The sequence below is a fragment of the Dactylosporangium sp. NPDC049742 genome (assembly GCF_040674675.1).
Lineage (GTDB): Bacteria > Actinomycetota > Actinomycetes > Mycobacteriales > Micromonosporaceae > Dactylosporangium > Dactylosporangium maewongense.
This window is the reverse complement of the sequence record NZ_JBFANF010000007.1, coordinates 1-11,778: the sequence shown is the minus strand read 5'-3', so window position 1 is coordinate 11,778 and position 11,778 is coordinate 1. Positions and strand designations below refer to the sequence as shown.

At 72.8% G+C, this 11,778-nt stretch carries 12 protein-coding genes, 1 tRNA gene and 1 pseudogene; 9 read left to right on the top strand and 5 right to left on the bottom strand.

Annotation, left to right across the window (positions count from 1 at the left end):
- The first annotated feature begins 92 nt into the window (after nucleotides 1-92).
- From AB0J72_RS11565 to AB0J72_RS11540, 6 genes are all read left to right on the top strand, one after another.
- Complete coding sequence (locus AB0J72_RS11565) at nucleotides 93-605, top strand: DUF2231 domain-containing protein (RefSeq protein WP_363397644.1); 513 nt, start codon at nucleotides 93-95, stop codon at nucleotides 603-605.
- 74 nt (nucleotides 606-679) lie between these two features.
- Nucleotides 680-807: transfer RNA gene (locus AB0J72_RS11560), tRNA-OTHER, on the top strand.
- Between the two features lie 42 nt (nucleotides 808-849).
- A complete protein-coding gene (locus AB0J72_RS11555; RefSeq protein WP_363397643.1) occupies nucleotides 850-3,009 on the top strand; it encodes a hypothetical protein in 2,160 nt (719 codons plus the stop codon).
- A 194-nt stretch (nucleotides 3,010-3,203) separates the two neighbouring features.
- Nucleotides 3,204-4,007, top strand: a complete 804-nt coding sequence (locus tag AB0J72_RS11550) for a type II CAAX endopeptidase family protein (RefSeq protein ID WP_363397641.1) — start codon at nucleotides 3,204-3,206, stop codon at nucleotides 4,005-4,007.
- The gene (locus AB0J72_RS11545; protein WP_363397639.1) at nucleotides 4,004-5,134 is read left to right on the top strand and encodes a histidine kinase; all 1,131 of its coding nucleotides are present in this window, start codon (nucleotides 4,004-4,006) and stop codon (nucleotides 5,132-5,134) included. Before AB0J72_RS11550 ends, AB0J72_RS11545 begins: the two co-directional genes overlap by 4 nt.
- The gene (locus tag AB0J72_RS11540) at nucleotides 5,131-5,784 is read left to right on the top strand and encodes a response regulator transcription factor (RefSeq protein WP_363397637.1); all 654 of its coding nucleotides are present in this window, start codon (nucleotides 5,131-5,133) and stop codon (nucleotides 5,782-5,784) included. The genes AB0J72_RS11545 and AB0J72_RS11540 overlap by 4 nt, the downstream gene beginning before the upstream one ends.
- A gap of 28 nt (nucleotides 5,785-5,812) precedes the next feature.
- On the opposite strand, the gene AB0J72_RS11535 is transcribed toward AB0J72_RS11540, so the two are convergent.
- On the bottom strand, nucleotides 5,813-6,556 hold the full coding sequence (locus AB0J72_RS11535; protein ID WP_363397635.1) for an SGNH/GDSL hydrolase family protein: 744 nt from the start codon (nucleotides 6,554-6,556) through the stop codon (nucleotides 5,813-5,815).
- 260 nt (nucleotides 6,557-6,816) lie between these two features.
- Between AB0J72_RS11535 and AB0J72_RS11530 the strand changes: the two are divergent.
- Together AB0J72_RS11530 and AB0J72_RS11525 are read left to right on the top strand one after the other, a co-directional pair.
- Nucleotides 6,817-7,026 (top strand): annotated as a pseudogene (locus AB0J72_RS11530) (hypothetical protein); the annotation flags it as partial.
- Complete coding sequence (locus AB0J72_RS11525; RefSeq protein ID WP_363397633.1) at nucleotides 6,998-7,591, top strand: beta-1,3-glucanase family protein; 594 nt, start codon at nucleotides 6,998-7,000, stop codon at nucleotides 7,589-7,591. The pseudogene AB0J72_RS11530 and the gene AB0J72_RS11525, both read left to right, overlap by 29 nt.
- 81 nt (nucleotides 7,592-7,672) lie before the next feature.
- On the opposite strand, the gene AB0J72_RS11520 is transcribed toward AB0J72_RS11525, so the two are convergent.
- On the bottom strand, nucleotides 7,673-8,539 hold the full coding sequence (locus AB0J72_RS11520; RefSeq protein WP_363397631.1) for an NAD(P)H-binding protein: 867 nt from the start codon (nucleotides 8,537-8,539) through the stop codon (nucleotides 7,673-7,675).
- An 81-nt stretch (nucleotides 8,540-8,620) separates the two neighbouring features.
- Here AB0J72_RS11520 and AB0J72_RS11515 point away from each other — a divergent pair, with 81 nt between their 5' ends.
- On the top strand, nucleotides 8,621-9,340 hold the full coding sequence (locus tag AB0J72_RS11515; protein WP_363397629.1) for a TetR/AcrR family transcriptional regulator: 720 nt from the start codon (nucleotides 8,621-8,623) through the stop codon (nucleotides 9,338-9,340).
- A gap of 102 nt (nucleotides 9,341-9,442) precedes the next feature.
- On the opposite strand, the gene AB0J72_RS11510 is transcribed toward AB0J72_RS11515, so the two are convergent.
- The 3 genes from AB0J72_RS11510 to AB0J72_RS11500 form a co-directional block, all read right to left on the bottom strand.
- Complete coding sequence (locus tag AB0J72_RS11510) at nucleotides 9,443-10,024, bottom strand: hypothetical protein (protein ID WP_363397627.1); 582 nt, start codon at nucleotides 10,022-10,024, stop codon at nucleotides 9,443-9,445.
- 9 nt (nucleotides 10,025-10,033) lie between these two features.
- The gene (locus AB0J72_RS11505; RefSeq protein WP_363397625.1) at nucleotides 10,034-11,023 is read right to left on the bottom strand and encodes a papain-like cysteine protease family protein; all 990 of its coding nucleotides are present in this window, start codon (nucleotides 11,021-11,023) and stop codon (nucleotides 10,034-10,036) included.
- A gap of 133 nt (nucleotides 11,024-11,156) precedes the next feature.
- Nucleotides 11,157-11,778: amidohydrolase family protein (locus AB0J72_RS11500; RefSeq protein WP_363397623.1), on the bottom strand; the 622-nt coding region annotated here is incomplete at its 5' end.

Sequence of the window (11,778 nt, the reverse complement as noted above, 5' to 3'; positions counted from 1 at the left end):
GATTCGCTGCATAGCGTCTGCCGGGTAGCGCGCCGTTGGGCATGACACCGAATCTCCTGTCACCGCGGTCATCGTTTCCGGAAGGAATCTCCATGGGTACCGTCAACGGACTGCCGGCACACATCCTGCTCGTACACGCAATTGTGGTGCTGCTTCCGCTCGCCGCCCTGCTGCTCGTGCTGACCGCCGCCTGGCCCGCGGCCCGCCGCCGTTTCGCCGGCCCGAACGCGATCCTGTCCGCGCTCGTCGTCGTCCTCGTTCCGGTCACGACGAGCGCCGGCGAGTGGCTGGAGCACCGGGTCGGCGAGACCGCGCTGCTGGATCGGCACACCGAGCTCGGCGACACCGCCATCTGGGCCGCCGTCCCGGTGGCCGTCCTCGCCCTGGCCATCTGGTGGCGGCAACGGGAGACGACGGCGCCGGCGACCCGGCGTACCTACCTGGCGCCGGTGTCGGCCCCGATCACCAGGGTGATCGTCGCACTGGCCGTCGTCGTCGCCGGCTGGGCCGTCTTCGACACGTACCGCATCGGCGACTCCGGGGCGAAGGCATCATGGAGCGGCACGTTCAGCTCCGTCAGCCGCGACGGTCGCGACGGCGACTGAGCTGTCGGGCCTCCCGCGGAGGAGCGCGATAATCGATGGCCGGGCCGATCAAGCCGGTGCGATGATCGTCGCACGGGTCGCTAGCTCAATTGGGAGAGCATTCGACTGAGTAGCGCGTCCGCTTCCCGCGTGAGCGGACATGGAGGCGCTTCCTTCTCCTTGTTGGATCGAAGGGTTCGGGGTTCGAGTCCCCGGCGGCCCACCCGTGCCGGCCCCGGCCGGCTGTTGACCGAATGGGGGCCGCATGCTCGAGAAGCTGCTCATCTCCAGGACGCTGCGCGTGCCGGCGAGCACCGGTGCGGCCGGTGACGGTGCCGCGGTGGCCCGGCAGCTGGACGCGGCGCTGCTCGACGCCGGGTTCTCCGCGTCGCGGGCGCTGCTGGAGCACGTCGGTGGCATCGCCCCCGGGCCGGCGATGGACCTCGCCGCGACGGTGGTCTCCGCGGTACGCGAGCTGGTCGGCGACCACGTCCAGCACAACGCGTACTTCATCGGCTTCCCGCACGACGTGCCGGACACCGTCGAGTTCTGGACGCAGCGGCTGCGCGCGGCGGTGCTCGCCGGCGGCGGGACGGCCTCCGACGCGGTGCTGCGCGACGCGGTGCGCTCCGGTGCGGTCAACCTGCTCGACCTGCCGGGTTACGGCACGTACCAGCACACCTACGCGGAACTGCTGGCCGCGCACGACGCGCTGATCGCCTCGGCCGGTGACCGGCTCACGCTGCTGCACCTCGGCGACACCGCCGACGTGGAGGCGGAGCGGCTGTACCTGGCCCTGGCCGGCAGCGCGGCGCCGCTCGGGGAGGCGGACCTCGCGCTCCTCGGCGAGCTCGCGGTCGCGTGCATGGACGGCCCGCAGCCGGACGTGATCCCGGTGCGGGAGCACCGGGCGGTGCTCAACGGGGTCAGGCTGGTGCTCGGCCGGCCGCTGGTCGCCGTGGACACCACGACCGACGTGCTGCGCCTCGCCTGCCAGGTCTCCGGCGGGGACGTCTCGCTGGCGGCACCCACCCGGTTCCGGTCCTTCCGGCGCCCGGAGCGGCGCATCCTGCTGGCCGCGCTGGACCGGGTCGTCGGCGCCAACCAGGACCGGCTCGGCGACGTCGCCCGGCACGCAGAGCCGTGGAAGCGGCTCGGCGAGCGGCTGCACCCGCACGAGCACGAGCAGTGGCCGCACGCGCAGGCGGTGTTCGCGGTCGCGCGTGGCGAGCGGCGCGTGCGCAACCTGGCGGGCCGTGCGGAGGCGGCGATCGGTGCGGGTGGCGCCGGCGCGGCGGCGTCGGTGCTGTCGGCGGCGCCGGGCCTGCTGCTGCGCTCCGCGGACCGGCTGCTGCGGCTCGCCTCGCCGGCGGAGCAGGCGGTCGTGGTCGACGCGGTCCGCGGTGCGCTCGGCTCGGCGTCGGGGCGGGTGCTGTGCTCGCTGCGGGAGCATGTCGGCAACCGGCTGGCGCCCGCGTCGGCGCGCATGTACGTGAACCGGTCGCGCCGCGCGTGGATCGGGCCAGACGAGCGGCCGCCGCTGCCGGCGGGGCTGGTCGCCGAGCTGTCGGCGCTGCTCGACGCGCGGATCGCCGCGCGCCTGCCGCGGCCGCAGCGGCCCGTGCTGGTCGACCCGGACGTGCTCGACGTCGCGCTGCCGCTGTCGGGCAAGGCGGCGGAGGGCGGCTTCGGGGTGCTGCCGCGCGGCTCGCGGGCGCCGGTCGCGGGGGAGCTGCTGCGCTTCTTCACCTACTGGCGCCAGACCAGCCTCCGCACGGACTTCGACCTGTCGGTGCTGCTGCTCGACGACGAGTACCACAGCGTCGGCCAGGTGTCGTGGACGAACTACCACCACGAGGGGGTGGTGCACTCCGGTGACATCACCGACGCACCGGACGGCGCGACCGAGTTCATCGACGTGCCGCTGACGATCGGCGCACCGCACGTCGTGCCGCAGGTGCACATCTATTCGGGCGAGTCGTTCCAGCAGGTCGCCGAGTCGATGTTCGGCTACCAGACCCGCGCCCTGGACCAGCGCGGCGCGCCGTTCGACGCCCGGACCGTGCGGGCCCGTTCGGATCTGCGCGGCAAGGGCCGGGTCGCCCTGCCGATGGTGTTCGCCCGCGGCGAGCGCGGCTGGGAGGCGGTGTGGCTGCACCTGTACCTGGAGGGCCGCCCGTCGTTCAACCGGGTCGAGGAGCACACGTTCACCACGGCCGACCGGGTGCGGGCCGTGATGGAGCGCCGGTACCTCACCGTGTCGTACCTCGTGGACCTGTGGCGCGCCGGCGCCGACGTGACCACCTGGGACGGCCGGCTCCCCGACGAACCGGTCACGTTCATCGGGATCGACGCGCCGGAGGGCCTGCCCGACGGTTCGGAGACCTACACCTTGAACAGGCTCCACGAGCTGATCCCCGCATAACGGCGCCGGCCGAGGCCATGTGGGCGCTTCCTGCTGTTTCCGTTCGACTCGGGAACCTCCGCGCAAGCGGAGGATCAGGTATATCAGCGTCCACGCTTCCCTCGGCCGCCCGCGCGTGTCCCCCGTGCGAGCTACTGCAAGGTGTCCACCGCGCGGTGACGTTTCGCCGCGCGAGAATCCATACCGTTCACTGCATGCGATCGTTCCTGCAGCTCGCCGCCGTCTTCGCGGTCTCGTTCCTCGGCAGTCTCGTCACGGGCGGCAATCCGTGGCTCACTCTCCTCGCCGGCACCGCCACCGCGGTCCTGGCCCTCGTCGTGTACGTCCGGATCGGCCGCCGCCCGTCGCCCGACCTGCCCCGCGAGGGTGCGGCCGTCGCGTTCGGCCGCGGCGCGGTCCTGGGTGCGGCACTGTTCACCGCGGTCATCGCCGTGATCGCGCTCCTCGGCGGCTATCGCGTCGAAGGCTGGGGGTCGCTGTCCGGCGCCGCCGCGCTGCTCGGCCTGATGCTCGCGGCCGCCGTCACCGAGGAGCTCATCTTCCGGGGTGTGCTGTTCCGCGTCGTCGAGGCCCGCACCGGCACCTGGACCGCCCTCGCCCTGACCGGCACGCTCTTCGGCCTCATGCATCTGCTCAACCCGCATGCCAGCCTGTGGGGCGCGGTCGCCATCGCGATCGAGGCGGGCGGCATGCTCGGCGCCGCCTATGCCGCGACCCGCACCCTGTGGCTGCCGATCGGCCTGCACTGGGCCTGGAACTTCGCGGAGGCGGGCGTCTTCGGCACCGACGTCTCCGGCAACGACACGGCGCAGGGGCTGCTCGACGGGGCGCTGTCCGGGCCGGTGCTGCTGTCCGGCGGCACGTTCGGCCCCGAGGCGAGCCTGGCGTCGGTCGTTGCCGGCGCGGCCGCCACCGTGGCCTTCATGACCCTCGCCCGGCGCCGGGGCCGCGTGCTGCCGCGCCGGAGCCGCCGCCCGGCCGCTACGCTCGGCCGGTGATCGACGCCCAGCGGCTCCGGGAGCGGTGGGCGGGCCTCGACGTCACGGTCCGGGACCTGCCGCTCGCGCTGCTGCTCGCAGCCGCCTCGCTCGTGCCTGCGCTGCACGGCTACGGCACGCGCCTCGCCGAGGACCTGCCGTCCCGCCCGTTCGACGGGTGGGCCGTCGCGGTCGCCGCGCTCGAGTGCCTGCCGCTGGTGCTCCGGCGGCGCAGTCCGGCCCTGTGCCTGGCGCTCGTCGCGGCGGGTTTCGCGGCCGACCAGCTCCTCGGCTACCACCTCGTCGCCGGCACCGCCCTGCCCATCGCCCTGATGAGCGCGGGCGTCCACCTCGGCGGGGACGGCACCGCGGTCGCCGGGCGGCGCGGGAGAAGGGTCCGGGTGCTCACGGCGGTGGCGGTGACGGTGGCGTACGTGCCGCTCGCCGTGGCGCTGGACCGGCGGGGCTCGGAGGAGGGCGTCACCGGCTACCTCACGTTCTACCTCGCCGTGGCGCTCGCGTGGGGGATCGGCGCGTGGCTGCGCGTCACCCGCGCCGCCGAGGCCGAGCGCCGCCGGCACGTCGCGCAGAGCACCCGCGCCGCCGAGCGGGCCAGGATCGCCCGCGACCTGCACGACGTCGTCACCCACCACGTGACCGCGATGGTCGTGCAGGCCGAGGCGGCCCGGTACCTGACCGCCGCACCCGACCGCCTGGACGAGTCCCTGACCGCCGTCGCCGGCACGGGCCGCCGCGCCATCTCCGACCTGCGCCGGCTCCTGGACGTCCTGGACCCCGGCCACGGCGGGCAGGACGACCTCCGCGCACCGGTCGAGCAGGCCCGCGGCTCCGGCCAGCCGGTCGAGGTCACGGAGTCCGGCACGCCCCGGGCGACGCCCGGCGACCCCGAGGCCGTCGCCCACCGCGTGGTCCAGGAGTCGCTGACCAACGCGCTCAAGCACGCCCACGGCCGTCGTACCGTCGTCCACCTCCATCACGACCCGGACGAGCTCACGGTCGAGGTCTCCACCGACGGCGGCCGAGGACTGAGCGGCCTTGCCGAGCGCGTCCGGGCCCTCGGCGGCACCTTCACCGCGGCGCCGCGGCCCGACGGCGGCTTCACCACGACCGCCCGGATCCCGCTGTGACGATCCGCGTGCTGGTCGCCGACGACCAGGCCCTCGTCCGGACGGGATTCGTCACCATCATCGGCGCGCAGCCCGACATGGAGGTGGTCGGGGAGTGCGGCGACGGCCGGGCGGCGGTCGGCCTGGCGGAGCGCCTGCGGCCGGACGTCGTGGTGATGGACGTGCGCATGCCGGTCCTCGACGGGATCGAGGCGACCCGGCGGCTGGCCGGCGCCGGCGTGGCCGAGCCCGTGAAGGTGCTGGTGGTGACGACGTTCAACCTCGACGAGTACGTCTACGAGGCACTCCGGGCCGGGGCGAGCGGCTTCCTGCTCAAGGACGCGCCGACCACCCAGCTGCTGCACGGCGTCCGCACCGTGGCGTCCGGCGCCGCGCTGCTGGACCCGGAGGTGACCCGGCAGCTCGTCGGGCGCTACGCCGCGCGAATCCGGCCCGCCGCCGACGGTCCGGGCGGCGCGCCGCTCACCCCGCGCGAGCTGGAGGTGCTCCGGCTCATCGCCGAGGGGCTGACCAACGCCGAGATCGCGGCCGCGCTGGTCATCAGCCCCGAGACCGTGAAGACGTACGTGTCGCGGCTGCTCACCAAGCTGGACCTGCGCGACCGGGTGCAGGCGGTCATCTACGCATACCGGCGCGGCCTGGTGACCTGACTCCGACCCTGAGTCCGATCCCGCCGGCTCAGGAGACGCTGGTCCACGCCGGGTACTTCGCCACGCGCCCGTCGCCGGACGAGCGGCCCCGGACCCGGCGCAGCACCCACGGCAGGACGTGCTGGCGGTAGTACCGGGCCTGGACGACCAGCCCGCGCGCGGCCGCCGCGGTGTCGTCGAGCCGGTGCTCGGCGCCGGGGACGCCCAGGGTGGCCAGGACGAGCCCGGCGACCCGCCGGTGGCCGGCGGCGTTGAGGTGCAGCCGGTCGGCCGACCAGTACCCGGCGCGGCGCAGCTCGGCGTCGCCGAAACAGTCGACGAACAGCACGCCGTGGCGGGCGGTCAGCTCCCGCACCGCCTCGGTGAGCTGCTCGGCGCGGCGGCGCAGCACCCGCCCGAGCGGCAGGTGGTCGGACGGGTCGGCGCCGCTGAGGACCATGAGGCGGACGCCGGCCGCCTCGCAGCGCTCGACCGCCCCTTCGATGAGCCGCACGAGGTGCGAGAGGTCGGCGCCGCGGCGCATCATGTCGTTCCCGCCGCCGTTGAGCGAGATCAGCGTCGGCGGCGGCGACATCGCCAGCGCGGCGTCCAGCTGGGTGGTCACGATCGGCTCGAGCAGCCGCCCCCGGATCGCCAGGTTGGCGTAGCGCCACTGCGGGTCGGTGGCGCCGAGCGCGGCCGCGACCAGATCGGCCCACCCGCGCGGGATGCCGTCCGCCCGCTCGTCACCCATGCCCTCGCTGAAGCTGTCACCGATCGCCACGTACCGCATGACCCCGACGATACCGAGTCGATCATCACGGCCCGATCAGGGTTGTCCGTACCGAGCTCTTACAAAGACATATTGACGAAATCGGATGGGTTTCTCCTATCGTGAAAGGAACTCCCTGCCCAGTTGGCGGCCGCGGCGGGACTGCCTACGGCAAGGGAGAGGACCATGCCAGTACGCGTGCCGCGACGCCGGTGGTCGATGCGGGTCGCGACAGTCGTCAGCCTGCTGGCCGTGGGAGCCGCGGTGTCAGGCTCCGCCGCTACTGGCCGGCGTTCTGGATGCTCGGCTCCACGCTGCGCACCGGCACCCGGTGGCCGACCTCCGGCGAGATCGACATCATGGAGGACGTCAACGGCCGCAGCTCGGTCTTCGGGACCTTCCACTGCGGCGTGAACCCGGGCGGCCCGTGCAACGAGTCCACCGGCATCGGCAGCGGCGAACGTGCCTGCAACGGCTGCCAGACGGGCTACCGCGTTCGCGTGTGCCGGGGTCGCGGCCGCCGGCGCACTGCTCGCCGCACCCACGCCCGCATCGGCCGCGGACTTCTGGGGGCCGACGGCCGGCATCCCCGTGTCCAGCCGCGTCATGACGTTCAAGGTGCTCAACCGCACCAACGGCCAGTACCCGGACAGCCAGGTGTACTGGACGTTCAACGGCCAGACCCGCTCGATCGCCCAGCAGCACTTCGTCGACGTCCCGGTCATCTCCGCGGCGCGGATGTACTTCCACCTCGGCACGTCGTCCCTCGGCTACAACGTCTCCACCGGCGACGTCTTCGGCTGCGCCGGGTCCCTGGCGAACAACGCGGCCCTGTGCGGCGCGCTCAACCGGCACGTCGCCCAGCTGCCGCAGTCGCAGTGGGGCGACGTCAGCCGGTTCTACCAGAGCGCACCGGCCAACTACTACGCCCGGTTCTGGCACAACCACGCGATCGGCAACAAGGCGTACGGCTTCCCGTACGACGACGCCGCCGACCAGTCGAGTTTCATCGCCCTGAACAACCCGCAGTACATGCTCATCGCGGTCGGCTGGTAAAGCTCGGCGTCCCGCGGGGCGGGAGACCGGACGCGCCGGTCTCCCGCTGTGCCGAGCCGGTCGTGCCGCCGACGGACCGGCTCACCGGACCGCGGCGGTCATCGTCTCGAGGACGGCGCGGGCCGGGACGGCGGGGCGGCCGATGACGGTCTCCAGGGTGGGATCGGTGACGGCGAACTCGCCCCGGCGGGCGGCGCGGAACATGCCCAGGGTGAAGTCGGCGGCCTGCGGCGGCATGCCGCGGTCGATCGCCGTGGCCTTCCACTCCTCGTCGTCCACGACGACCCGGGCGACGGCGCGTCCGGTGAGGTTGCTGAGGATGCCGGCCACGGCCTCGAAGTCGAGCATCTCCGGCGCGGTCAGCGGTGCGGTGACGCCGTCGAGGCCGGCGTCTCCGGCCAGTGCGACCGCGGCCACCTCCGCCAGGTCGGCGTGGGCGGTCCAGGACACCGGGCCGTCCTGGGGTGCGGCGAGCCGGCCGGTTTCCAGGGCCGCGCCGATGTAGTGGCCGAGCGTGCTGGTGTAGAACCCGTTCCGCAGGGCGGTGAACGGCACGCCCCGCAGGGTGAGGTGCTCCTCCGTCTGGGCGTGCGTGAGCTGCGGTGAGAACAGCGAGTCCTTCGCCGCGGCCTGGTGGCTCGTGTACAGGACGCGCCGCGCTCCCGCGGCGCATGCGGCGTCGATGGCGGCGATGTTGGCCGCGACCGCACCGGCACCGCGAATCGCGGCCGAGATGACCAGCACCTGGCTGGCGCCCTCGAACGCGTGCCGCAGCGTGGCGGGGTCGGTGAAGTCCCCGGCCCGGACCCGCACGCCGCGCTCGGCGAGCGCCGCCGCCTTCGTGACGTCGCGGACGCTGACGCCCACGGTTTCGGCCGGGACCCGCTCCAGCAGCCGGGCGACGATCTGCGATCCGAGCTGGCCGGTGGCACCCGTGACGATGATCATGAGGCTCCTTGTTTCCGTTGGTATGCCGAAGACGTTATCAGCGATTTTCCAACGGAAACAAGTTCCTGTTATCCTTGATACATGGAGCAGTCGCAGGTCACAGGCGTCCGTGATGAGATCCGCTCGACCGTCCTCGACGCGGCCGCACGGCTGCTGGCCGAGCACGGCGCGCGCGGGGTGACGACGCGCGCGGTGGCGCAGGCGGCGGGCGTGCAGCCCCCGACGATCTACCGGCTGTTCGGGGACAAGGACGGACTCGTCGACGCCCTCGCCGAGCACGTCATGGCGACCTACGTCGCCGGCAAGTCGGTCTCGGTGGCGCGGAGCAGTGGCGACCCGGTGGCCGATCTGCGCGCCGGGTGGCAGCTGCACGTCGAGTTCGGACTGGCCAACCCGGAGCTGTACGCGTTGCTCAACACCCCGGGACGAGGTGAGCCCTCACCGGCGACGGCCGCGGGCATCGAGGTGCTCCGGACGCTGGTGCGGCGGCTCGCCGCCGATGGTCTCCTCCGCGTCGACGAGCGGCGCGCCGTGGCCATGATCCATGCCGCCGGCACCGGCACCGTCCTCGCCCTGCTGGGCATGCCCGCGGAGCTGCGGGACCCCGGCCTGGCGGAGGCGATGTTCGGCGCCGTCGCCGACCGGATCCTCACGGCTGCGCCGCCGGCGCCGGACGCCACCATGACCACGGTCGCGGTCACGTTCGCCACCGTGGTGCCCGAGCTGCCCGCCCTCTCCGATGCGGAGCGTGCCCTGATGGCGGAGTGGCTCACCCGATCACTGCGGGTGTCGGCGGGCTGAGGCGGCCGCGGTCCGCCGGGCGGCGCACCGGTCGCAGGGAGTCGTGGCACCGTCGGCGGCGCGGCTCACGACCTGGCCGCGCCGCCGACGGTGCGACGGACGTCAGGCCGGCGGCGGTGGGGGGAGCGACGGCCGGGACCGGGCGTGTTCGGCGACGTCGCTGAGGAACTCGGCCGCGGGCAGGCTCTTGCCCTCCTTGCCGATCGGTGACGGCTGCAGCGGCACCAGGAGGTCCTCGGCGGGCGAGTGCAGCCACAGCGCCGTCAGGTACAGGCTGGGAATGCGCAGCAGGCGCAGCTCGAAGCCGGCCGCCTCGAGCTTGGGCAGCTTCCGGAGGACCTTCATGGCCTTGTCGGTGGCGTCGACGAACGGGCCCTCGTTGACGTTGGCGAAGCGCTGGGTCCCGTCCGGTGCGGGCATGGTCTCGGCGCTGGCGACGACCTGCCCGGCGGACTCGACGAGATAGCGCCAGCCGGCCGGCTCGGCCCGGTCGAGGCCGCCGCCCGCGGCGATGTCGTCCGCCCCGAGGGTGAAGACCTGATGCGGCGTGGACAGGTCCAGCTGGTCTGCCCGGGCGCCGCGCAGCGCCTTGGTGTGCAGAGCGCCGTGGGCGGCGAGGGTGTGCAGCCTGGACTTGACGTGGTCGTGTGCGCCCGACGGCGGATCGGGCAGGTGCAGCGGCATGTGGTCCCCTCAGCGCTTGGTGGTGTAGGAGTAGCGCCACGTCCCGATGTTCTGGTAGCGGGCGCAGAAGTCGTCGTAGGTCCAGGTGGAGTTGCCGTACGCCGGATCGGCGACCTTGACGTACTCGACGCCGTCGATCTGGTGGCGGCCGTGGACCGCCAGGACATGGGAGTTGCCGTCCCGCCAGATGACGTCGGCGATGAACGGTTGGCCCTTGGCGAACTCGTCGGCGATCTGCGCGGCGGTCAGCGTGGTCCGCAGGTCCTGGTTGAGCCGTCCGAGCCGCTGCATCGGGGTCTGCGGCCAGTTGCCCCGGTTGCACGCTCCGGCCCCACCCGTGCCGCAGCAGTCGTTGCGTCCCCATTCGGTGTTCGCCAGCGTGCACTGCGTCAGCGTGGTGGCCGGGTTGTAGTACTTCTCGACGCTGACCGTGCACGCCGACCAGCACCAGTAGGTCTGCTGCTGTTGCTCCATCACGAAGTTCAGCAGTTGGTCGTCGCGGGCGAGAAAGAACGACTCGTGCGCGCCACCGTTTGCGTTGAGCTGGCAGTTCACAAGTCCGCCGCCCCCGTCGGTGCGGGTGGTGACACCTGAGCCGACCAGGCGCAGGAAGATACCGGGAATTGCGACCGACTCGAATGAGAATGAGCCGTTGGACTGGGCCCGGAGATTGAACTTGTGGTTTGCGCCGCCGTTTGCGTTGAGCTGGCAATTGACGGTCCCGCCGCCGGCCCCGGTGGTGGGCACCCCGGTGCCGTCCATGCGCAGGAACACGTTCGGGGAGGCGACCGATTCGACCGAGTAGGAGCCGTCGGCCTGGGCGCGCAGCTTGAACCGCTCCTTGGCGCCGGCATTCAGCTGGCAGTTGACGGTGCCGCCCGGTCCAGCACCGTTCACCGAGGTGCCGTCCATTCTGAGATACACGTTGTCAAAGAACGTGGATTTGATGGTGATCGGTGCGTTCCCGAGTGTCGCTAGATCGGCTTGCGTCAATGGCATGGTTTCCCCTCCTTCGGATTAGGAATGCCACTGACCCTAGCGTGCATCAATACGTCATACGACCGTCGCGACATTGATATGCCCTCGGGCGCGTGTAGCGACGAAACTAGATAGAACGTGGCAACACGGTCGGTTACGTCACGGGTACGGACAGTGTGGTTCCCGGGCCGTACAGCCGGCGGGCGTTGCCGGCGCCGACCAGCGCGGCGATCCGCTCGGCGTCGGCGATGCTGACGCTGTCGTCGGCGCGCCAGGTGTCGAGCAGGCGGCGCAGGGCGTGCCGGAAGCGGGCGGCGCCCACGAGGTACAGCTCGGGCAGCAGGTAGGCGTCGGTGGAGAACAGCAGCTTGCCGAACGGCGCCAGCTCGAGGAACTCGGGCAGGACCGCGTCGCCGGCGTGGGTGAGGGTGAGGCCGACGTCGACGTGCACGTGCGGGTACACCTGGGCGAGCCAGCCGGCATTGCGGTGGAACGGGTAGCAGTGCAGCAGGACGACCGCCGCGCCCCGCGGGTCGAGCGCGGCGAGGAACGGCTGGGCGAGGGCCGGGTCGGCGCGGTGCAACGCGAGGTCGCGGTCGCCGAAGCCGGTGTGCAACTGCAGCGGCAGGCCGGTGCCGACACCCGCCCACAGCAGGTGGCCGAGCAGGTCCGGGTCGGTGATCCGGCCGCGGCCGCCGCGCAGCCACGCGCCGGCGGCCTCTTGGACGGCGCGCGGCGTGGGCGGCCGCGCGGGGACGGCGAGGCCATGGCGGTAG